Source organism: Sphingomonas qilianensis, assembly GCF_039614825.1.
Taxonomy (GTDB): Bacteria; Pseudomonadota; Alphaproteobacteria; order Sphingomonadales; family Sphingomonadaceae; genus Sphingomonas; species Sphingomonas qilianensis.
On the sequence record NZ_JBDIMF010000006.1, the window covers coordinates 226,360 to 247,437 of the forward strand.

General features: G+C 63.0%; 26 protein-coding genes and 2 tRNA genes. 15 read left to right on the top strand and 13 right to left on the bottom strand.

Features of this window, described 5'->3' with window-relative positions; all coding sequences use genetic code 11:
• Window positions 1-71: 71 nt before the first annotated feature.
• The 4 genes from ABC969_RS14230 to ABC969_RS14240 all read right to left on the bottom strand — a co-directional run bounded on the left by ABC969_RS14230 (window position 72) and on the right by ABC969_RS14240 (window position 2,202).
• Window positions 72-953 carry a hypothetical protein gene (locus ABC969_RS14230; protein WP_345865789.1) on the bottom strand — a complete coding sequence of 294 codons (882 nt, stop codon included), beginning with the start codon at window positions 951-953 and terminating at the stop codon, window positions 72-74.
• Window positions 908-1,099, bottom strand: a complete 192-nt coding sequence (locus tag ABC969_RS16520) for a DUF6471 domain-containing protein (protein WP_380931654.1) — start codon at window positions 1,097-1,099, stop codon at window positions 908-910. The genes ABC969_RS14230 and ABC969_RS16520 overlap by 46 nt, the downstream gene beginning before the upstream one ends.
• Window position 1,100: 1 nt before the next feature.
• Complete coding sequence (locus ABC969_RS14235) at window positions 1,101-1,829, bottom strand: class I SAM-dependent methyltransferase (protein ID WP_345865791.1); 729 nt, start codon at window positions 1,827-1,829, stop codon at window positions 1,101-1,103.
• A gap of 130 nt (window positions 1,830-1,959) precedes the next feature.
• Window positions 1,960-2,202, bottom strand: coding sequence for an XRE family transcriptional regulator (locus ABC969_RS14240; RefSeq protein WP_345865793.1), 243 nt, complete (start codon window positions 2,200-2,202; stop codon window positions 1,960-1,962).
• A gap of 151 nt (window positions 2,203-2,353) precedes the next feature.
• Here ABC969_RS14240 and ABC969_RS14245 point away from each other — a divergent pair, with 151 nt between their 5' ends.
• The 7 genes from ABC969_RS14245 to ABC969_RS14275 all read left to right on the top strand — a co-directional run bounded on the left by ABC969_RS14245 (window position 2,354) and on the right by ABC969_RS14275 (window position 5,356).
• Entirely contained in the window at window positions 2,354-2,869 is a 516-nt protein-coding gene (locus ABC969_RS14245) for a hypothetical protein (protein ID WP_345865795.1), read from the top strand.
• Between the two features lie 3 nt (window positions 2,870-2,872).
• The gene (locus tag ABC969_RS14250) at window positions 2,873-3,337 is read left to right on the top strand and encodes a hypothetical protein (protein WP_345865796.1); all 465 of its coding nucleotides are present in this window, start codon (window positions 2,873-2,875) and stop codon (window positions 3,335-3,337) included.
• 3 nt (window positions 3,338-3,340) lie between these two features.
• Window positions 3,341-3,574, top strand: a complete 234-nt coding sequence (locus ABC969_RS14255; protein WP_345865797.1) for a hypothetical protein — start codon at window positions 3,341-3,343, stop codon at window positions 3,572-3,574.
• A gap of 2 nt (window positions 3,575-3,576) precedes the next feature.
• Window positions 3,577-3,801 carry a hypothetical protein gene (locus ABC969_RS14260; protein ID WP_345865798.1) on the top strand — a complete coding sequence of 75 codons (225 nt, stop codon included), beginning with the start codon at window positions 3,577-3,579 and terminating at the stop codon, window positions 3,799-3,801.
• 289 nt (window positions 3,802-4,090) lie between these two features.
• Complete coding sequence (locus tag ABC969_RS14265; protein WP_345865799.1) at window positions 4,091-4,270, top strand: hypothetical protein; 180 nt, start codon at window positions 4,091-4,093, stop codon at window positions 4,268-4,270.
• A 76-nt stretch (window positions 4,271-4,346) separates the two neighbouring features.
• Window positions 4,347-4,850 (top strand): hypothetical protein, encoded by a 504-nt coding sequence (locus tag ABC969_RS14270; protein WP_345865801.1) that lies wholly within the window; start codon window positions 4,347-4,349, stop codon window positions 4,848-4,850.
• Window positions 4,851-4,969: 119 nt separating this feature from the next.
• Window positions 4,970-5,356, top strand: coding sequence for a hypothetical protein (locus ABC969_RS14275; protein ID WP_345865802.1), 387 nt, complete (start codon window positions 4,970-4,972; stop codon window positions 5,354-5,356).
• Between the two features lie 135 nt (window positions 5,357-5,491).
• Here ABC969_RS14275 and ABC969_RS14280 read toward each other — a convergent pair.
• From ABC969_RS14280 to ABC969_RS14300, 5 genes are all read right to left on the bottom strand, one after another.
• A tRNA-Thr gene (locus ABC969_RS14280) sits at window positions 5,492-5,567 on the bottom strand.
• 21 nt (window positions 5,568-5,588) lie between these two features.
• Window positions 5,589-6,449 carry a hypothetical protein gene (locus tag ABC969_RS14285; RefSeq protein ID WP_345865870.1) on the bottom strand — a complete coding sequence of 287 codons (861 nt, stop codon included), beginning with the start codon at window positions 6,447-6,449 and terminating at the stop codon, window positions 5,589-5,591.
• Complete coding sequence (locus ABC969_RS14290) at window positions 6,446-6,787, bottom strand: MmcQ/YjbR family DNA-binding protein (RefSeq protein ID WP_345865803.1); 342 nt, start codon at window positions 6,785-6,787, stop codon at window positions 6,446-6,448. The genes ABC969_RS14285 and ABC969_RS14290 overlap by 4 nt, the downstream gene beginning before the upstream one ends.
• Window positions 6,788-6,922: 135 nt before the next feature.
• On the bottom strand, window positions 6,923-7,213 hold the full coding sequence (locus ABC969_RS14295) for a hypothetical protein (RefSeq protein WP_345865804.1): 291 nt from the start codon (window positions 7,211-7,213) through the stop codon (window positions 6,923-6,925).
• A gap of 124 nt (window positions 7,214-7,337) precedes the next feature.
• Window positions 7,338-9,665: an ATP-dependent helicase gene (locus tag ABC969_RS14300; RefSeq protein WP_345865805.1), complete on the bottom strand. Its 2,328-nt coding sequence runs from the start codon at window positions 9,663-9,665 to the stop codon at window positions 7,338-7,340.
• Between the two features lie 411 nt (window positions 9,666-10,076).
• Between ABC969_RS14300 and ABC969_RS14305 the strand changes: the two genes are divergently transcribed.
• Entirely contained in the window at window positions 10,077-10,376 is a 300-nt protein-coding gene (locus tag ABC969_RS14305; RefSeq protein ID WP_345865806.1) for a hypothetical protein, read from the top strand.
• Between the two features lie 62 nt (window positions 10,377-10,438).
• Window positions 10,439-10,825, top strand: coding sequence for a hypothetical protein (locus tag ABC969_RS14310; protein WP_345865807.1), 387 nt, complete (start codon window positions 10,439-10,441; stop codon window positions 10,823-10,825).
• 100 nt (window positions 10,826-10,925) lie between these two features.
• Here ABC969_RS14310 and ABC969_RS14315 read toward each other — a convergent pair whose 3' ends face one another.
• A complete protein-coding gene (locus tag ABC969_RS14315; protein WP_345865808.1) occupies window positions 10,926-11,168 on the bottom strand; it encodes a hypothetical protein in 243 nt (80 codons plus the stop codon).
• Window positions 11,169-11,371: 203 nt separating this feature from the next.
• Between ABC969_RS14315 and ABC969_RS14320 the strand changes: the two genes are divergently transcribed.
• The 5 genes from ABC969_RS14320 to ABC969_RS14340 all read left to right on the top strand — a co-directional run bounded on the left by ABC969_RS14320 (window position 11,372) and on the right by ABC969_RS14340 (window position 16,926).
• Window positions 11,372-11,767 carry a GFA family protein gene (locus tag ABC969_RS14320; protein ID WP_345865810.1) on the top strand — a complete coding sequence of 132 codons (396 nt, stop codon included), beginning with the start codon at window positions 11,372-11,374 and terminating at the stop codon, window positions 11,765-11,767.
• Between the two features lie 69 nt (window positions 11,768-11,836).
• Window positions 11,837-13,072 (top strand): BtaA family protein, encoded by a 1,236-nt coding sequence (locus ABC969_RS14325; RefSeq protein WP_345865812.1) that lies wholly within the window; start codon window positions 11,837-11,839, stop codon window positions 13,070-13,072.
• Window positions 13,073-13,077: 5 nt separating this feature from the next.
• Window positions 13,078-13,716 carry a class I SAM-dependent methyltransferase gene (locus ABC969_RS14330; RefSeq protein ID WP_380807798.1) on the top strand — a complete coding sequence of 213 codons (639 nt, stop codon included), beginning with the start codon at window positions 13,078-13,080 and terminating at the stop codon, window positions 13,714-13,716.
• 154 nt (window positions 13,717-13,870) lie between these two features.
• Window positions 13,871-15,523, top strand: a complete 1,653-nt coding sequence (locus tag ABC969_RS14335; protein WP_345865814.1) for an inorganic phosphate transporter — start codon at window positions 13,871-13,873, stop codon at window positions 15,521-15,523.
• Window positions 15,524-15,660: 137 nt separating this feature from the next.
• The gene (locus ABC969_RS14340; RefSeq protein WP_345865815.1) at window positions 15,661-16,926 is read left to right on the top strand and encodes an MFS transporter; all 1,266 of its coding nucleotides are present in this window, start codon (window positions 15,661-15,663) and stop codon (window positions 16,924-16,926) included.
• A gap of 51 nt (window positions 16,927-16,977) precedes the next feature.
• Here ABC969_RS14340 and ABC969_RS14345 read toward each other — a convergent pair.
• The 3 genes from ABC969_RS14345 to ABC969_RS14355 form a co-directional block, all read right to left on the bottom strand.
• Window positions 16,978-17,054, bottom strand: a tRNA-Pro gene (locus ABC969_RS14345).
• Window positions 17,055-17,302: 248 nt separating this feature from the next.
• Window positions 17,303-17,566, bottom strand: a complete 264-nt coding sequence (locus tag ABC969_RS14350) for a hypothetical protein (protein ID WP_345865817.1) — start codon at window positions 17,564-17,566, stop codon at window positions 17,303-17,305.
• A gap of 157 nt (window positions 17,567-17,723) precedes the next feature.
• Window positions 17,724-19,136: a M20/M25/M40 family metallo-hydrolase gene (locus ABC969_RS14355; RefSeq protein WP_345865818.1), complete on the bottom strand. Its 1,413-nt coding sequence runs from the start codon at window positions 19,134-19,136 to the stop codon at window positions 17,724-17,726.
• A gap of 229 nt (window positions 19,137-19,365) precedes the next feature.
• Here ABC969_RS14355 and ettA point away from each other — a divergent pair, with 229 nt between their 5' ends.
• Window positions 19,366-21,045: an energy-dependent translational throttle protein EttA gene (gene ettA / locus ABC969_RS14360; RefSeq protein ID WP_345865819.1), complete on the top strand. Its 1,680-nt coding sequence runs from the start codon at window positions 19,366-19,368 to the stop codon at window positions 21,043-21,045.
• Window positions 21,046-21,078 lie beyond the last annotated feature (33 nt).

Genomic DNA, 21,078 nt, shown 5'->3' on the forward strand with positions numbered 1-21,078 from the left:
TACGTCTGTCTGCGTTTGTAATATAATTCCAAAGTATGGAGGCTTTGGTGCCTTTACTATCTAACATTTTGCTAGGCCTCGTAATCGAGATAACCGGTCACGGCTTCGAACCTTTGGGCTTTAGGATTGTAAACTCGACAAAAGTGTTTTGTGTATCGATGATCAAAATCGTCGTAGTAGAATACGAAACCCATCACATAAAGCGACTTGTTTTTAACGACTTCATCAATCAGAGTCCAGTTTTCGGTGCCTCCGCTGGGCAAAACGACCTTGCCGGTACCGTTACCTTTCCCGTTGCCCGGCAGTGGTACTCTGACTTGGTCAGGCTGGTAAGGGCGGATCATCGGAAGGGGACCACGCCGCCAGTAGACTTGGCAATGAGAGTAACTATCCGGAATCGTGGCTCGTCCGCTGCCCTCATTGACGACGTAGGCGGATATCTCGATCAGTTCGCCCGCCCTCATGGTGGGGGGAGAGAAGTTGAGATCGCCTTTTTGCCAAACAGCGACGTTAGTAATTATAATGCGGGGCTTTTTTTGCAGTTCGTTCGCATTGCGCGCATGTTTGAGCGCGAGCCGGCCCGCCGCAAGACCTTTAGTGCCTTGGCGAAGCGACTTGACCACAAAAGCAATACCGATGCCACTCAAAACGGCCTGGACGCCCGCGATCCAAGCCGCCCACTTCGCCCATCGCCAGGCGCCCTCCTGGGCATCAAGCTCGCGTCTAGTGCGCTCTTCGTTTTGGTCGGCATTTTGGCCCTTCTCGATGGCTTCCAGCGCGCGAGCAATGCGCTCGCTGGGCGGCGGTACTGGCTGGGCTGGGGTATAATGTTTCTGGGCGCGTGCCTGCTGATTTACGGGCTTGTCGAGATAATAGACCCATACGCCTGAGCCACCGATCGCTGCCGTTATTCCGAAAGCCGCAAAAATGACGCGCCGATAGCCTCTAGGCATTGTATAAAGAACACCGCTGTAAATTCACCCCGACCCAGCTTGTTCCTGATGTCGAGCTCCGAGTCCATATCGTCGATCGCCGTATCCCTCCGGTGGTGACCGCCTTGCCGAGCAGGATGAGGCCGCCGCGGTCGAGGTGAAACCATGCTAGAGCAATTGAAGATCGCGCCCGCGTCGCCCCTTGCCCTGAAACAGGGGGCCTTGCTTAGCAGCAGTCGTCTTTGTGATGACGATCATCTCTCGACCGATCGTAACCTCGTGGACGGAATTGTTGATCGACAGTTCTTCGGCAAGATCAATGAATATATTGGCAAGGGATGGCTGAGTGAACCAGCTGTGGCTGGTGTCTTGGTACGACGGCTCAAAGCTCCAAGACCAATCCTCAATGATGTATGTGCCGCCCGGCTTCAATCTCGGGAAAAGCGTCTCAAAGGATGTTTTCGTCAGTTCGTAAAAGTGGCTTGCGTCGTCTACCACAAGGTCAAGTTCGCCGTCAAAGTCGTCGCGCACGATGCGTTCCAAAGCGTCTACGTCTGCTTGCGATGTGCCGTAATAGAGTTTGCAACGCTCGCGGTTCTCCGAAATGTAACGATCCAGCGCGGGAATAGGCTTGGTTTCAAGTTCGACGGCCGAAATCCTGGCCGGCCGCAGCAGCTTGTCGAGAAAAACGTACGAGCCGCCTTGGTAGACACCGAGTTCCAATACCTTCTGGATGCCCTTCCCTTGGAGGGAGAGATATTTATCGAGGAAGTTGGTTGCCTTCATCATCGTGAAATTCTTCACGTCGGAAGGGCGCTTACTACCGCCTAGCATGTAATCGAGGGTGAAGGTCACGTCACCGATTTTGAAAGTCGCTTCGTCCAGCCAGTTCAGCACATTCACACTCCCATAGACGGCGGGATTGGTAGCAGACGGCCAAATACAGTTCAAACCTCGAATCGCAGCCTTCTGCTTGCTTGCTACCGCTCGGGGCAGTTGCGGTCGAAGACAACTAGTCCTGAAGCCGTCAGCTAGGTACGAAACGAACGCCTTCGCCGCCGTCCGGAGACGCCGCCCCGGCTTCGATGAAGGTGACCCCGGCGGTGCTGAAGGCAGCGATAATTTTATCCAGCGAGGCCTGCCGCACAGGCTCCCCGCTTTCAAACCTATGCACCGTCATGATGCCTACCGCGGCAGTGCTCGCCAATTCGGCCGCCGCCCAGCCGAGTAGGGCCCGAGCGGCGCGACATTGAGCAACTGAAAGCATCATCTAGCCACCCGTAACATTCATTCGGTGCGGACCGCCACGGCCTATTGCGAACAACTACGGTTACTGGTAGAAAATCTACCAGTTCGGCCGAGCGAGGAGATTGAGCCCTCCAAACCCGGCCTGACCTCAACCGATCGTAAGGAGATCGACAATGGCTGACACGACCTCTAGCATCACTGCGTCTCGCCGCGCCATACTCGGTGCTGCGTTGACTGCGCCTGCACTGGTTGCAATCAGCGGCGGCGTCGCGGTGGCAATGCTCGCCACGCGATCAGACTTCGATGCGGCATTGAGCGCTTACTACCGTGCCCGCGACGCAGATCTGCACGATCTGAACCACGGGGCGCTCAAGAGCGCGTCGGACCTATACGATCGCCAGACCGCACCGCTCACCGCAAAATACGGCGCCACCAGAAACTTGGCTCGCGGCGACGACGCAGGGCGCTGGGACGATTACTTTGACGAGATGCGGGCCGCGGAACAGCGTCACACCGAGACGTTCTCCAAGCCCCGCTGGGCCGCGTTCGAGGTGCTAATCGCTGTGCCGGCCCCCACGATCGGCGCCCTTTTGGCCAAAATCAATGTGGCCGGCGACGAAATTGACGGTGACGACATCGTAGATTTCGTGCGCGCCGACTTGACCCGCTTTGCAGCGCAGGAGGGTTAAGCGATGACGACGAATCCATCCCCGTCCGCCCCGCTTTCGTTGATCCAGGCGCTTCACCAGCGCTGGGAGGCAACGCAGCGCGAAGGCACCGCGATCGAAAACGCCCAAATCGCAACCACTGACGACATCGCTCGCGACGGCCGACTGGATCGCGCGAGCCGTGCCAATGAAGCCGATGGCGACGCGCTGCGATACGCCATCCTTACCCAAATCCCGGACGGCAACACCGACTTGTTGATCCTCATCTACCACGTTCGGCTGGAACATGACTTCCAGGCCAACATCGTCTCGCCATTCGGGCGAACGGACCCGCGGCCTGGCATCCTGTCGAATGCGATCGACGCCATGCTCGACTTCATGGCTTGCGACTTTGGCATCAATCTGGAGGCGATCGGTCCGCAGATGCAGGACGGATGCGCGACCGTTTCCCACGCGTGCCGGTATCGCACCGGCGAAACGGAGGTTTGAGCGATGACCCCCACCATGAGCCGCGCCGCCCAAGCCGAAACCCTGCTGCAGGAGGGGGTGTCCTCGGCACAGGCGATCCTATTCGCGATCAATGCCAGCGAGATGCTCGGCGCCCTGCCGACCGAACCATACGCCGTGAACAGCCATAATCATGCGAGGCAGTTGCTGGGGATGCTGGAGGACAATCTCCGCGCGATCCAGGCTCAGGTTGACGCGCTCTCGAACGGTGAGGGCTGAGCATGGCAACGCAGATTCAGCCTACATTCGATCCGACGGCTTGGCTGCATGCGCTGGTCGCGATCGGCGGCGGCTATGCCCTCGCATCCGGCCGCAAGCTGTGGCTTGTCGTGCAGGATTGCCCCGCCGACGATCTGACGCCGGTGATGGCACAGCTGGTCGGTCACCCTGAGCGTGTCGAGGCGGTGCGCACTGTGATCGAGCGGCGACAGGTCGGGCAGGTTTGATGATGGAAACTCAACAAATACAGTGTCGGCCACCCGTTGCCGCTGACCTTTTGGAGCTCAATGCCCCGGGCATGATGGGGATAGAGGCGACGGCAACGATCCTTGAGATCCGCCTAGCACTAGCCGAATACCGCGAACGCCACGGTCCGGATCACTGGCGCCTTTACCATCTTGCAGCGACAGGGAGGGCATGACGATGGCGCACCCTTCGATCCCGGTACGTATGCCGGCACCAGCGCGCGTTGGCTGGCGCCGCGCCAGACAGCGGCGTTGGTCCAGGCCAAACGACTTGCCGTCGGCGACCGGGCTGCTGCGCATAATGCCTTCGTTGCCACGTGCCGCTTTGGCCCGGCTCACCGCCTGCATGATCGACCGCATGGATGAGATCGACGGCGATCCCGACCTCGAGCATCTGCGTGAGGATTGGGAAGACAGTTTCGACTGCGAAGAGGATGATGCTTACGTCTAGCCCCGCCCCATGGCCGGCGGCAGCGCCCCGGACCCAGCCCCCTCGGCCCGTCGCCCGCAGATCGCGGACGGCGGGCTTGGCACGTGTTCACCGGTTTCAGGACAGCCACGATCTGTCAGCGCAATACGGATCAGACTGGTGGATCCCGATCTATCGGCAGGTCTTCCCCACCTTGATGTCAGCCGTCGCGATCGAGCAGGATGGGTGGGCGCAAAGAGCTGGCATCGATCGCCTGCTTACCCTGGCCTGCGGGCGCACCTTCACCGTGGACGAGAAGATCCGCACGCAGGATTGGCCGGACGTTCTGCTGGAGCGCTGGTCGGATGAGAGACGGCAGCTTCCAGGCTGGGTGCAAAAGCCGCTCGCGTGCGACTTCATCGCTTACGCTTACGCGCCAGCGGCTACATGCGTGCTGCTGCCAGTGCCGTCACTGCAGCGCGCTTGGCGCCAGCATGGACGGCAGTGGATCGGGCTGTATGGGACGCGGCGAGCGGCGAACCAGGGATATACTTCCGTCAGCGTGCCGGTTCCGCGCGGAGTGTTAATGCAGGCGATCGTCGAAGCAATGTTTGTCAGCTGACGAACTGGATCTTCGGCGCGATACTATTCGGTTTGGTTGCTTCCCTGACTTCGCGAAAGGATGGCTTCCGCGCATCGCCGAAACCGGATAGCGGTCCCGAAATTTAGGGGGACATTTAAATGCCAGTTTCTATCCTTTTGTTTCTTACTGCCGCCGCCGTCCCGGCCGTGGCGCCGCCTTCGGCTCAAATGCGCCTAGCGATTAAAGCGAAGCTCAGTGATCAACTGCTCGACGGGGCGAGCGCCCGTTTTCGCTGGCCCAAAGCGGATCGCAATAATGTGGCATACTGTGGTTTCGTAAATGCAAAAAATTCATACGGGGCATATATCGGATTTCGGCCCTTCTACACCCTCGGCTTCCACGTGAAGGGAGCGAACGGGGTCAGCAAGTATTCCATCGTCAAAGCAGAGGTCGCGGGTGCCGATGACGGCGCGCCTTCGGTAGTTGCTCAATTCTGCGCCAAGGCAGGATTTGATCTGTCATCGATGCCGGCGGGGGGCGCTTAAGGCCGAACAGCCGAATACCGCCTATGCACGCCACTATTCGCAGTTAGCCGGCAGCCGGCGAGGGGTAAAGTGTGGGAACGGGGCTCGCCCGTCCTACATCTTTTCCTGCAAATCCAGCTAGTTAACGAAAAACAATGGTGCCGGTTGCAGGAATCGAACCCGCGACATCCAGTTTACAAAACTGGCGCTCTACCAACTGAGCTAAACCGGCCCTCAGCCCCCGCTAAATGCGTCAGGTAACGCCGAAGGTCCAGCCCTCGGTTCGCGCTAATTGCGCAGTGAGCGCTGGTGGCTGCCATAATTCGGGCCGGTCCGCGGCGACGCGCAGCCACGCAGCGCTGACGATGGCATCACTGCTATGATCGTCGATCACACCGTCGCCCGCTACCGTGGCGCTGCCGAGCGTGGCGAGCGCCGTGTTCAACTCGGCGATCGATTTGATCTTGGTGCGGCCCTTGCGTCGCCCCGCGGCCAGCGCGGCGACGCTGGTGTAAATTTCCACCACCAACGATCCCGCCCTGGATTCGTCGAACGGCCAGATGGGCAGCGTGCCGCTCAGTCGATGCAACACGCGCATGCCCGTGAGGCTCGATTTGCCTACCTGCGCCGCGCCGACCAGATTGAGATTGCTGTATGGGTTGAGGCCTTGCAGGCGTTGCGCCTCCTCGGTCACGCGCAGCCGGCCGCGGCCTTCGAAATATTTGCCCTTGCGGTTGCCGTGGCGGCGGAAGTGGTGCGCGGCTTCGGGATGATCGACGAAGCTGCTGGCGGCCAAATGCGGGTCGTGCGCGCAGATGCGCTCGATCAGCGCCCACAGGGCGCGCGCATCGGGCGGTGTTTCGGACCAGCCGGGGAAAAAGGCACCGCGATCAACGAAGGGGAGCGACGGGCCGAGATCGAGTCCGACGAGCGTGTCGGCGGGCATCTCCTTCCGCAGCCAGTCGAGCGCGCGCGTCCGCGACCAGCCGCCTTCAGGCACGATCAGCGTGGGCGCGTGGGCGCCCGCGCTGCACAAGGCAACGGCAATACCCCTTTGTCGCGCCCCGACAGCGCCCGACCAGTCGATCGCGGCGAAATGGCGGAAGCGGCTCAGGGCCGCGCGCCGAAAGCGGTGCGCTGCGCCTTGCTCGCACGATCCCACCAGGCGCGACGAATGACGTTACGCACGCGCTCGGGATCGGCCGCGCCGTAGCGCACCAGCAGGCCGGGCCAATTAGCGTAATGCGGCGTCTGCCAGAAGCTATCGGGATCGGTGGCCAGCAGGATGGCTTTTTCGTCGTGCGGCGACATCACGTGGAAGCTGCCGTCTTCGCGGCCGGGCGAGACGAACGCCTTTTTGTTCACCTTGGGGCAGGGAGTGCCGTAGAAGGGGGCCATATATGTCTCGGGCAAGCTCAGGGCGAACGCGACGACGTCTGGCCAATCCTTCATGCGACAGCCTGGGCGACTGGCAGCGCGTGATAATGCTGGGGCGGCAGGGCGATCATCGGCAGTTTGTGCCCGAGAATTTCGGATAATTGAAGCGGCGCGCTCACGGGGGAGGGGCGTCGCGCCCCTCCGCTTCGTTTAGCGGCAGACCGTGACCCGGCGTTGGTTGCGATAGATCACGCGGCATGGGCGACGGTTGTTGTTATTCCAGCCACGGTGGCGGCCATTGGTGCGCCAGCGGCGGTTGTCGTGGCGGTCGAAGCGGCGATTGTCGCGGCGATCGTAGCGACGGTCGTCGCGGCGATCATTGCGCACATCGTCACGGCGATTGATTTGGCTGTAACCGTCATGGCGCTGCGCCGAAGCTTCGGTCGAGATGCCAATCCCGGCCATCATCAGGGCGGCGGCGATCAGATGGGTGAACTTCATGGGCAATCCCTACGCGGCCCGGGGCTGGGCCATGGGCAGGGTACGCCCCAGCTGGGGTATCATTCCTGAATGAGGGCGTAGGCTGCGGTACATGTTGGGGAACCGTGACCGTCAGGGTGCGCCGTTACGCGGTCGATACTGTTACGAAGCTATCCATCACGCGCTTGCGTCCCGCGCTTTCGAAATCGATCTCCAGCTTGTTGCCCTCGATCTCGGCGATCGCGCCATAGCCGAACTTCTGGTGGAACACGCGCATCCCGATGCTCACGTCGTCGCGGCCTTTGTTGCCCAGGCTGACCGCGCTGGCGCGCGCCTCGACGACCCGTGAGGGTTCGCGCGAAAAAGTGCGGCTGGTGAAAGCGCCGCCGGGCTTGGCGGCGTCGACGCCTGGGGTGAGGCCGGCGGCGCGTTGCCAGCCGGGGCCCCGGCCGCTGCCGCGCGCGACATCGGCGAAGGGATCGGCGCGTTCGGACCAATTGGCCCGCCACAGGCTCTCGCCGCCGGACATAGTGTTTTCGATTTCGGTATGCACATCGGGCAATTCGCCGACGAAGCGCGAGGGGATGCTGCTGGTCCACTGGCCGTAGATGCGGCGGTTGGCGGCGTGGATGATGATCGCCTTGCGACGCGCGCGGGTGATCGCGACATACGCGAGGCGGCGTTCCTCCTCGAGGCTGGCGAGCCCGCCTTCGTCGAGCGAGCGCTGCGACGGGAACAGGCCCTCTTCCCAGCCGACCAGGAACACCGTGTCATATTCCAGCCCCTTGGCGGCGTGGATCGTCATGATCGTGACCTTGGGATCCTCGGCATTGCTCTCATTATCCATGACGAGGCTGACATGTTCGAGGAACGCGCCGAGATTTTCATATTCTTCCATCGCGCGGACGAGTTCGGTGAGGTTTTCCAGGCGGCCGGCCGCCTCGGCGGACTTCTCCGCCTGCCACATCGCGGTGTAGCCGCTCTCATCGAGCACGATGCGGGCGAGCTCGGGATGCGGCATCTCGCCCGCCATGCTGCGCCAACGCGCCATATCGCCGACGAGATTGCCGAGCGTGCGGCGGGCGGCGCCGGTCAGCTCGTCGGTATCGAGGATGCGCGCGGCGGCGGTGGTCAGCGGGATGGCTTGCGCCCGGGCGAGCTGGTGGACCTTCTGCACCGCTTTGTCGCCGAGGCCGCGCTTGGGCACGTTGACGATGCGTTCGAAGGCAAGATCATCGGCCGGCTGCGCGACGATGCGCAGATAGGCCAGCGCATCGCGGATTTCCGCGCGTTCATAGAAACGGAAGCCGCCGACGATGCGATAGGGCAGGCCGATCGAGATGAAGCGATCCTCGAACTCGCGCGTCTGATGCTGCGCGCGGACCAGGATGGCCATGTCGTCGAGGCTCTTGCCGGCGCGTTTGCAGCTTTCGATCTCGTCGCCGACGCGGCGCGCTTCCTCGGGCCCGTCCCACACGCCGAGCACCTTGACCTTCTCGCCGACATCGAGCTCGGTCCACAGCTGCTTGCCGAGCCGGCCGCTATTGTTGGCGATCACGCCCGAGGCCGCCCCCAGGATGTGCGGCGTGGAGCGATAATTCTGCTCCAGCCGGATGACCTTGGCGCCAGGGAAATCCTTTTCGAATTTCAGGATATTCTCGACCTGTGCGCCGCGCCATGAATAGATCGACTGGTCGTCGTCGCCGACGCAGCAGATGTTCTTGCGTTCCTGCGCGAGCAGCCGGAGCCAAAGATACTGGACGCTGTTGGTGTCCTGATATTCGTCCACCATGATATATTTGAAGCGCTGCTGATAGTCGGCCAGCACGGCGCGATCGGTTTTCAGGATGACCAGCATGTGCAGCAGCAGATCGCCGAAATCGCATGCGTTGAGCGTCTTGAGCCGGTCCTGATACGCGGCATACATCTCGCCACCGCGGCCATTGGCGTAGAGCTCGCTCTCGCCGGCATCGATATCGGCGGGGACCAGGCCTTTATTCTTCCAGCCGTCGATCAGCCCGGCCAGCGCGCGCGCGGGCCAGCGTTTCTCGTCGAGATCGGCGGCGAGGATCAATTGCTTCAGCAGGCGCAACTGATCGTCGGTATCAAGGATACTGAAGTTGCTTTGCAGCCCGACCAGTTCGGCGTGGCGGCGCAGCATCTTGGCGCCGATCGCGTGGAACGTGCCGAGCCAGGGCATGCCCTCGACCACATCACCGACAAGATTGCCGACGCGGTGCTTCATCTCGCGCGCCGCCTTGTTGGTAAAGGTGACGCTGAGAATTTCGGACGGCCAGGCTTTTTTGGTGAACAGCAGATGGCCCAGCCGCGCCGTGAGCGCCGCAGTCTTGCCGGTGCCGGCGCCGGCGAGCACGAGCACCGGGCCCTCGGTGGTCAGCACGGCCTCGCGCTGGGGATCATTGAGCCCGCGGAGATAGGGCGGATCTTGTGGGGAGGGCGCGGGGAGGGACATTCGTGAACAGGTAGGGAACGAGGGCGGCTAGGGCAACCGCATCGTGCGCGTGGCGGCCCGCAACAACAACGGCCCGACACGCATGCCGGGCCGCGGCAGTCCAGGGAGCAAACCTGACAGCAGATATCTAAGTCCTACTCTATCAGTAGGGTATAAACTCTCCCTTTGCGGGGCGGTAGTCTGGCTTGGGATACTGGGCGGCGGCGCTGGTGGTCTGGGAGCGGGGAAGACGGGCGGCAATCTTGTACAAATAGAACAATCTGCACCACGCCAAACAATACCTGAAACGTAGTATAGAATACAACGAATAAGTTTATATCGTGTAACTCTAATGAAGAGTGATAGTCGCGCTTGACTCTTCATGTAGAAGAGATGGATAATGCGGATATAAAATTCGGAGGGAGAGTCGAAGTGGCTGTGGAGCACAAAGGTGCTAAGCTTGTCGCCGTACGGGATTTGCCGACGATCGTTGAGGCTGCGGTGAAAGCCGCGGGCGTACGTACCGAAGGCATGGAGTCGCTGGTGACAAGATGGGAGTTGGCCGGCATCGTTGTGAAGGACTTCAGCGAGGGCCAGAAATTTTCCACCGCGATTGCCCGGCAGGTTAGTGAACACGGGATCGAGGCGTCGCCGGCAGTGCTGCAGATCGATGATCACATTCTTGCCGGATTTTTCGAACGCGGTGCCCTTCCGCAGTTCCGCAACATCTAGGGCGGGACGGCGCGATGGGCGAGATAGAACGCCCCTTGTCCTGCCCCAGCGGACAACCCGATATGGCCGAGGCGCGCGTCTTCGGGGTGGTCGCCGGTACGCTGGCGGAACCGCGCATCGCGTATCTGAAGCAGCGCGCCGAGATCACGCCTGAACTGCGCGACAGTCTGGGAGAGATCGATCCAACTTTGGTGTTCCGCTATTCAGGTCGGTGCGAGAATGCGCGGTGCGGGCAGTTTGCCGACGGCCAATGCGGTCTGGGCCAGCGCATTCTTGAGCAATTGGCCCCGGTGGTGTCGGCGCTGCCGTCTTGCCAAATCCGCGCGACATGCCGCTGGCACGAGGAGCGCGGCGATGCGATCTGCCTTCGCTGCCCGCAGGTGATGACGCGTGTGCCGCCCGATCAAACGGCATTACGCTCGGCTGCGCGCGCCGTGGTGGCAAGCTAGGGGCCGCCATACGGGTACAGGTGATGGCGCTGCGCTGACATGAAAAGGCCGGCCGCCTGCAAGGGCGGCCGGCCGGTCTGCAGCACCAAGTGCTGCGCGTTTACTGGACGGTGTTGGTCGTCGTGCTGTTGACCGTCGTGCTAGTCGATTCGACCGAGACGTTGTCGGCCGAGTTGGCCAGATCCGCGTCGGTGCCACCGAGGTTGTCGAGCGGCGCTTCTGCCGAATTCAGCACCGTCTCGTTTTCGATCGTCGTGGTGGTGTTGGTGCTGGTTTGCTCGCCGCAAGCGGCCAGGCTCAGTGCCGCGGCCGAGATGAGGGCGAGGGTTGCGAATTTCTTCATCGGAAAGTCTCCTGTATCAGTCTTAGAACGATCCCCATTGCCGCTTGAAACGCGGCGCCGAATGACGTCAATCAACGCCTTACCGCAAAAATCCCCGATTTTAATAGGAAAAAGAAATTCCGTGTGGCCGGCGCCTGCGTCGGTACTTGCCCAAACCAGCAACATGTGGAACAAATAACGAACATTTTGAAGGGAGATCAGGTATGCCGACGGGATACTGCAATTGCGGCGCGATCAGCTATTCCGCCGAGGGGGAAGCGGCACATCATGCGTTGTGCCATTGCGAAGATTGCCGCCGCAGCGCAGGTGCGCCGCTTGTTGGGTGGATCGCCTTCAAGACCGATCAGGTGACGGTCCGCGGCCAACCGGTAACCTACGCATCCTCCGCGCACGGGAGGCGGCAATTCTGTGGCGTGTGCGGCACGGGGCTATTCTATACCAATGCCGAGATGCTGCCCAGAATCATCGATATCCAATCGGCCACGCTGGACGACGCGGCGGCTTATCCGCCGGCTGCGCAGATCCAGGTCGCCGAGCGGCTGCCTTGGATCGAGACAATGAGCGATCTGCCCCGATTCGAGCGTTATCCGGAAGGCTAAGTCCGCTACCGTCACGGACACGTCACGGAAACGCCGTAGCGGCGACGCGAACCAGTAAGGGGACGCGGCATGGCGAGCTTGAAACTTCATCGGGCGACCACGAAAAAAGTCGGCGCGGCGGTCCACCAGCATGATGGCGGCAGCAAAGCGGGGATGCTGGAGCGCGCTTTCACGTTCGCGTTTCGGGGCCTCGTCTATGCACAGATCTGGGAAGATCCGGTCGTCGACATGGACGCGCTGGCGATCACGCCCGATTGCCATGTCGTGACGATCGCCAGCGGCGGGTGCAACGTGCTGTCGTATCTGACCGCCGATCCGGCGCGGATCACCGCGGTCGATCTCAACACCGCGCATGTCGCGCTTAATCGTTTGAAAGTGGCGGCGGCGCAGCATTTGCCCGAAACCGCATTTCATCGCTTCTTTGGCGATGCGGACAGCAAGGCCAATGTCCGTGTCTATCAGCAGGCGTTGCGCCCGCATCTCGATGAGGTAACGCAGCGTTATTGGGAGGGCCGCGATCTGATCGGGCGGCTGCGCATTCGCGGTTTCGCCGCGAATATCTACAAACGCGGGCTGCTCGGCAGCTTTATCGGCAGCGCGCATCTCGTCGCGCGCCTCTACGGTATCGATCCCCGCGAAATCCTCGCTGCCGCGACGATCGAGGATCAACGCCGCGTATTTGAAACGCGCTTGGCGCCCGTTTTCGACAAAGGCTTTGTCCGTTGGTTGATCGACCAGCCGGCGTCGTTATTCGGGCTGGGAATCCCGCCGGCACAATATGTTGCGTTGTCCAACGACGATCCGGGCGGGATCCGCGCGGTGCTGCGGAGCCGACTGGAAAAACTCGCCTGCGACTTTCCGGTGAGCGATAATTACTTCGCGCAGCAGGCCTTCGGGCGCCGCTATGCGCCAGGCGCGGGACGATCGGTGCCGCCCTATCTCGATCCCGCTCATCATGCCGACATTGCCGCGCGCGCCGACCGGATCGAAGTGCTGCACGCCAATCTGACCGAGCATCTCGCCGGGCTGCCGGCGGCCAGCCGCGACCGATACATCCTGCTCGATGCGCAGGATTGGATGACGGACGTGCAGCTGAACGCGCTGTGGGGCGAGATCACGCGCACCGCCAAACCTGGCGCGCGCGTGCTGTTTCGCACCGCCGCGGCGGCGACATTGTTGCCGGGGCGGGTAGCGGACGCATTGCTCGACCGCTGGGAGTATCGCGCCGAAGCATCGCTCGATTACACCGCGCGGGATCGCTCCTCGATCTATGGCGGCGTGCATCTTTACGTGCTGAAGGGCTGAGCGCGGTGGCGACTCATGCGGCGCGGATGGACGCGATCTATGCGCGCCAGCGGCACATTTACGATGCCACGCGCAAATATTACCTGCTCGGCCGCGATCGGCTGATCGCCGAGCTCGATCTCGGGCAGGGCGGCAGCGTGATCGAGATCGGCTGCGGCACCGCGCGCAATCTGATCGCGGTGGCCAGGGCCTGGCCACAGGCGCGGTGCTTCGGCATCGACCTGTCGGCGGAAATGCTGATCACCGCACGCGCCAATGTCGCGCGCGCCGGGCTGAGCGATCGGATCGTCTTAGCCGAGGGCGATGCGACCGGTTTCGACCCGCAAGCGCTGTTCGGTGAGGAGGCGTTTGATCGCGTGATGCTGTCCTACACGCTGTCGATGATTCCCGATTGGCGTGCGGCGCTGGCGCAGGCGGCAGCCGTGGCGCGGGGGCGCGTGGATTGCGTCGATTTCGGTCAGCAGGAGCGGCTGCCGGCGGTGTTCCGACGTGGGCTGTTCGCCTGGCTGGGCAAGTTCGACGTGACGCCCCGCGCGAACCTGGCCGCCGCGCTGGACGAGGTGGCAGCGCGCGACGCCTGGCGGGCAACGTTCACGCCGCGCTATCGGGGTTATGCCTGGGCGGGGCGGCTGGAGCGGGGGTAGGCAACCGCCCGACACGTGCCCCGTCAGCCCCATGCTGGCCGACTTCCCGGCGTGCGCGGGGATGACAAGGATGGTGTCGTGGGCGCCCCGACCCGGTCCCACTGTCACCAATTCGTCATCAAGTTGTCACGAACAAGCGCGAAGGCGAACCATCATGGCCACACACGCTATCGCGGCTGCACAGCCGCCTCTCGACGCGCCCGCTGCTTCGCGGTTCGATCGACCTGTTCCGGCGATCGCCCGAACGCTATTTCTGGCCGCGCTGATCGGCGGGTTTGCCTATGCCGGATACAGCGTGCTCGTCGACACGCGGCAGGTGGGTGAAAGCCTGGCGCTCGGCGTGTTCGCGTTTCTCGCCCTGGCGTTGTTGATCGCGTTGGGCTTCGAATTCGTCAACGGCTTCCACGATACCGCCAATGCCGTGGCGACCGTGATCTACACCAATTCGATGCCGGCGTACGCCGCCGTCGTGTGGTCAGGCTGCTTCAATTTCCTTGGCGTGATGTTTTCGACTGGCGCGGTGGCCTATTCGATCATCACCTTGCTGCCGGTCGATCTGATCCTCAATGTCGGCAGCAGCAGCGGTTTTGCGATGATCTTCTCGCTGCTGCTGGCGGCCGTACTGTGGAATTTGGCGACCTGGTATATCGGGTTGCCCAATTCATCGAGCCATACGCTGATCGGCTCGATCCTCGGCGTCGGTTTCGCCAACCAGTTGCTCACCGGCGGCAGCGCAGGCGGCACCGCCGGTGTTGACTGGAGCCAAGCAAACAAGGTGCTGACGGGGCTGTGGATGGCGCCGCTGATCGGCTTTTTCGCCGCCATGATCCTGCTTTTTGCGATGCGGCTGCTGATCCGCAAACCCGCGCTGTACGCGCCACCGGCCGAAGGCGCGCCGCCCCCCAAGGGCATCCGCGCGCTGCTGATTTTTACCTGCACGGCGGTCAGCTTCGCGCATGGCGGCAATGACGGGCAGAAAGGCATGGGGCTGATCATGCTGATCCTGATCGGCTGCGCGCCGACCGCTTATGCGCTCAACCGCACGCTGCCGAGCAGCGCGACGCCGGCGTTCGTCGCGGCGGCGAACGGCGCCAGCGCCACGTTCGATGCGAAATCGGGCGGGCAGAATATTCCGCTGGCGGCGGCGCGCGGGGTGCTGACCGATGCATTGCAGGCCAAGCAGGTCGATAGCCCGCAAGTCTATGGCGCGGTCGAAACGGTGTCGCGCGATCTGGCGGCGCGTGTCGGCGGTTATGGCGCGCTGAGCAACGTGCCGGCGGAAGCGACGCGCAACGTGCGCAACGACATGTATCTGCTGCTCGATACGACCAAGCTGATCACCAAGGCCAAGGATGTCGAAACGCGCTTCTCGGCGCAGGAACTGAAAGCGATTGGCGACTATCAGGGCATGCTCGAATCCGGCACGCGGTTCATCCCCCTGTGGGTCAAGATCACCGTGGCGATCGCGCTCGGGCTTGGCACGATGGTCGGTTGGAAACGCATCGTCGTCACGGTCGGCGAGAAGATCGGCAAGAGCCATATGACTTACGGCATGGGCGCTTCGGCGGAACTGGTCGCCGCGGCGGTGATCCTGATGGCAGAACGCTTCGGGCTGCCGGTTTCCACCACGCATATCCTGACCTCGGGCGTGGCGGGCGCGTCGGTCGCCAACGGGCAGGGGCTGCAAGCGCGCACGATCCGCAACATGGCGCTGGCCTGGGTGATGACGCTGCCCGCGGCAATGCTGCTGTCGGGCGGGCTATACTGGCTGCTGCTGACGCTGGTGCGGGCGAACGGCGGGTCTTGAGCTTCCTGCCGCACGTCACCCCAGCGAACGCTGGGGTCTGATGCGGCGTCTGTCCCACATATGCCGCTTGAGATCCCAGCATTCGCTGGGATGACGGAACGCTTGACCCGGTGCACCGATAGCGCAAACCCCGCCGCATGACCGCCTCCCACACTCCGATGCGCGCGCATCGCCGCATCCTTGCCGCCAGCCTGATCGGCACCTCGGTCGAGTTCTACGATTTCTATATCTATGCGACCGCCGCGGCGCTCGTGTTCGGGCCGTTGTTCTTCCCGGCCGAGAGCCAGTCCGCGCAGCTGATGCTGTCCTATGCCAGTTTCGGGCTGGCATTCTTTGCGCGGCCGCTGGGGGCGGCGGTGTTCGGGCATTTCGGCGACCGGCTCGGGCGCAAATCCACCCTGGTCGGCTCGCTGATGCTGATGGGCGGGGCGACCGTGGCGATCGCCTTCCTGCCGAGCTACGCGCAAATCGGCTGGATCGCGCCGCTGCTGCTGTGCGTGCTGCGCTTTGCGCAAGGCTTTGGCCTCGGCGGCGAATGGGGCGGGGCGAGTTTGCTCGCGGTGGAAAATGCGCCGCCGGGTTATGAGAATCGCTATGGCATGTTCCCGCCGCTGGGCGCGCCGATCGGCTTTATCGCCGCCAACGGCTTCTTCCTGCTGCTCGGCGCGGTACTCACCGACGAACAGTTTCGCGATTGGGGCTGGCGCGTGCCGTTCCTGGCCAGCGCGCTGCTGGTCGGCCTTGGCCTGTGGGTGCGGCTGAAACTGACCGAGACGCCGGCGTTCCGCGAGGCGGCGGCGCACGATGCGCTGCCCAGGGTGCCGATCGCGACCCTGTTCAGATCGCATCTGCGCCCGACCATCGCCGGCACGGGCGGGGTGATCGCCTGTTTCGCGCTATTCTATCTGACGACGGCGTTTGCACTGAGCTACGGCACGACGACGCTGGGGCACGGCCGGCAGGCGTTTCTCGGGCTGGAGATCGCCGCCATCCTGTTCCTGGCGGCGGGCGTGATCGTTTCCTGTACGCTGGCCGACCGCACCGGCGCGCAGACCATGTTGCGCTGGGGCTTTGCCGGGTGCGTGTTGTCCGGCCTGTTGATGGGGCCGATGCTGGGCGCGGCCAGCCTGTGGGTGGTGTTCGCCTGGCTGGCCGGCTCGTTGTTCGCGATGGGCTTTTGTTATGGCCCGCTCGTCGGCTGGCTGCCCTCGTTGTTCGACGCGGGGGTGCGCTATACCGGCGTATCGATCACGTTCAATCTGGGCGGCATCTTCGGCGGCGCGCTGGCGCCGATCGCGGCGCAGGCGCTGGCCGAACGCGGCGGGCTGGGGCTGGTTGGCGCGTATCTGGTGGTGGCCGGGATACTCAGCCTGATGGGGCTGATGCTGCTACGACGCGGCTAGCCGGTGGCCGGGGCGGCGGCACGACGCCGCATGGTTCAGGCGTAAAGGAAATGGTCGGGGAGACAGGATTCGAACCTGCGACATCCTGCTCCCAAAGCAGGCGCGCTACCGGGCTGCGCCACTCCCCGACGCTGGGCTGCGCTTAGGGGGGATATGGTGGGGACGCAAGGCGATAAGGCGCAGGGTGTGCAATTGTTGCGGATTTAAGTAGCGGTGCAGTCGCCCGTTCTGTCGGCCGCTGGCCGCTTGGCGCTTGGCGCTTATGGCAGAGGCCGTGGCGCGCGCCGCGCCGCGCCGCGCAATAAAAAGGGCGCCCCTTGCGGGACGCCCTTTTTCCAGAAACGAAACCGATCGGGCCGAGGCCCGATCGATGCCATTACATGTTGTCTGCCTTTTCGTCCGCAGCGTCGCGAACGTTGTCAGCAGCTGCGTTCATGTTGTCAGCAACGTTCTCGAGCACGTCCGACGTTGCAGCGTTCGAGGTGTTGTCTGCCATCATTTCCATGTTGTCGGCAGTCATTTCCATGTTGTCGGCAACCATGTCAGCGTTGTTAACAACAGCTTCGGCTTCCGGCGATTTGGTGCAAGCGGCCACGGACATCAGGCCGGCGGCGGCGAGAACAAAAGCGATTTTCTTCATGCGGTTTGCTCCCAAGCATAGCAATATTCGCGGCTAGCTCGATTGCCCCCCGCGAGCCACTGCCAATAACGGCGAATTTGAGGCGGTCAATCGCAATCTCCCCCCAAGCCGGTCGACATTCACCCTGTAGCAAGGTGGAAGCGCGACTCGGTTCGTCTCATTTTGATGACACCGGCCCGATATCCTCGGGCGCATTGGCGACGATCGCCAGCATTGTCGTCCACGCGGCGACATTCTGGGCGAGTTGCGCTGGATCGACGCGGTCGAGCGTATCTTCGGGCGTGTGGTGATAATCGAAATAGCGCTGGCCGGACTGATCGAGATCGACGCCGGCCACGCCGGTGCCCAGCACGGGTTCGATATCGCTGCCGCCATGCGCCACGCCGGTGCCGCGCACGATGCCGAGCGGGGCCAGCGCGACGGCGAGGCGGTCGCCGATCGGCCTGGCGGCATCGGGCAGGTTGGTTTCCAGCCGCCACACGCGATCGGCGCCGAAATCGGATTCGGCGGCAAGCACATGGCGCTCGTTCGCGTGCGCCGCGAGATAGGCGCGGCCGCCAAAGCCGCCTACCTCTTCCGAACCGAACCAGACGACGCGGATCGTGCGGCGGGGGCGGGGGCCATCAAGCAGCCGCTTGGCGGCGGCGGCGGTGATCGCCACGCCCGAGGCATCGTCGATCGCGCCGGTGCCGAGATCCCAGCTATCGAGATGCCCGCCGACCAGCACGATGCCGGCCTTGGGGTCGCTGCCCGGCACTTCGGCGACGACATTGCCCGATTGCTGCACGCCGGTCTGCCGCGGGGTCAGCACCAGCCTGAGCGTCACCGGCTTGCCGCGTGCGACGATGCGCGCGAGATTATCGGCATCCGCCGTGGACAAGGCGGCGGCGGGGATCGGCGTGACGCCGGGGGCGAAATTGGTGTTGCCGGCATGCGGCCCGCGGCCATGATCCGAGCCGATCGAACGGATGACGATCGCCGCGGCGCCCTTTTGCGCGGCGATGTTCGGCCCGGTGAAGCGCGCGGTGCCGAACTGGCCGTAGGACGAGCCATCCTGCGTGGCGACCATGGCATTGGAGACGAAGGCGATCTTGCCCGTGAGGCTGCCGGCGGGGGCGGCCTGCAGATCGGCGAAGCTTGGGAAATACACGATTTCCGCGGTCAGCCCGCCGGCGGGCGTCGCGCCCGAATTGCCCAGCGCGGTCAGATGCAGCTGCTGCGGGAACGGGCTGATGACCTCGGCGGTCTCCGCGCCGCGCACCCATACGGGCATGTCATAGGTTTCGATATGCACGTTCTTGAAGCCCAGTGCCTTGAGCTTGGTCACCGACCAGGCACGCGCCCGCGCTTCCGCCTCGGTGCCGGCGAGCCGCGGGCCGACCTCGGTGGTCAGCCCCTCGACGATGTCATAGGCGACCTCATCCCGGAGCGCCGCATCTCGCAGCCTGGCGACGCTGGCATCGACCGTGGCGGGCGCGGGGACGTCGGTGCGCTGCTGAGGGCGCTGCGCGGCGAGCGGGGACGACAGTGCGGTCGCTGCTAGAGCGGTGAACAGGATAGTACGGTTCATGATGAAGCTCCCCTGCCGGCCTGAGAGACAGGCGGCGTCTGCCAATGCTTAACGGGAAGCCGCGGGGCTTCACAAGGGCAGGAATGTGACGCCCTGCGTGGAGACGTCGAGGCCCACAGCGATTGTTGCTGCATGCCGCGAGGTGAGCGGGTTTGCCAAGCGCGGCCGCCTTCACTACATCGCGACCAACTTTCCCGCAGATCATTTCGCCAAGAACGGAGCATTTCCCGTGGCCGCTCAATACGCCTTCGTGATGAAGGACATGACCAAAACCTTTCCCGGCGCGCCCAAGCCGGTGCTGAGCAACATCAGCCTGCAATTCTATCAGGGCGCCAAGATCGGCATTGTCGGCCCCAACGGCGCCGGCAAATCGACGCTGATGAAGATCATGGCGGGGGTCGACAAGGATTATACCGGCGAGGCCTGGGCGGGCGAGAATATCTCGGTCGGCTATCTCGAGCAGGAGCCGGAGCTCGATCCGACCAAGACGGTGCTGGAGAACGTCAAGGATGGCGCGCGCGCGGCGGCGGACATGGTCGATCGCTTCAACGCCATCTCGGCCGAAATGGGCGATCCGCAGGACGACACCGATTTCGACGCGCTGATGGAGGAAATGGGCGAGTTGCAGGCCAAGATCGACGCGGTCGATGGCTGGTCGCTCGACAGCCAGCTCGAGCTCGCCATGGAGGCGCTGCGCTGCCCGCCGTCGGACTCGCCCGTCACCAGCCTTTCGGGCGGTGAGAAGCGTCGCGTCGCGCTGACCAGGCTGCTGATCCAGAAGCCCTCGATCCTGCTGCTCGACGAGCCGACCAACCATCTCGATGCCGAGAGCGTAAAATGGCTTGAGAACCATCTCAAGGAATATGCCGGCGCGGTGCTGATGATCACCCACGATCGCTATTTCCTCGACAATGTCGTCGAATGGATCCTGGAAATCGATCGCGGCAAGTATTTCCCTTATGAAGGCAATTACTCGACCTATCTCGAGAAGAAGTCGAAGCGCCTGGAGCAGGAAGAGCGCGAGGAATCCGGCCGCAAGACCGCGATCCGCAACGAGCTGGAATGGATCCGCCAGGGTGCCAAGGCGCGCCAGACCAAATCCAAGGCGCGTATCGCTAATTTCGATCGACTGGTCGAAGCGCAGCAGAACCGCACGCCGGGCAAGGCGCAGATCGTCATCCAGGTGCCCGAGCGGCTGGGCGGCAAGGTGATCGAGGTCGAGAACGTCTCCAAGGCGTATGGCGACAAATTGCTGTTCGAGAACCTGTCCTTCACGCTGCCCGCGGGTGGCATCGTTGGCGTGATCGGCCCCAACGGCGCGGGCAAATCCACGCTGTTCAAGCTGATCATCGGCAATGAAACGCCCGATAGCGGCACGATCGACAAGGGCAGCACCGTGCGGCTCGGCTATGTCGATCAGAGCCGCGATCATCTCGATCCATCGAAGAACGTGTGGGAGGAAATCTCCGACGGGCTCGATTACATGAAGATCAACGGGCACGATCAATCGACCCGTGCCTATGTCGGCGCGTTCAACTTCAAGGGCTCGGACCAGCAGAAGAACGTCGGCAAGCTCTCGGGCGGCGAGCGCAACCGGGTCAACATCGCCAAGATGCTCAAGCGCGGCGGCAACGTGCTGTTGCTCGACGAGCCGACCAACGATCTCGATGTCGAGACCCTCGGCGCGCTGGAGGAAGCAATCGAGAATTTCGCCGGTTGCGCGGTGGTGATCAGCCACGATCGCTTCTTCCTCGATCGCCTTGCCACGCACATCCTGGCATTCGAAGGCAACAGCCATGTCGAATGGTTCGAGGGCAATTTCGAAGCGTATGAAGAAGACAAGCGCCGCCGTATGGGCGATGCTGCGGATCGGCCTACCGCGCTGGCGTACAAGAAGCTGACGCGCTGAGCGCGGGGAGGGTGCGGCGGGCAAATCGCCCGC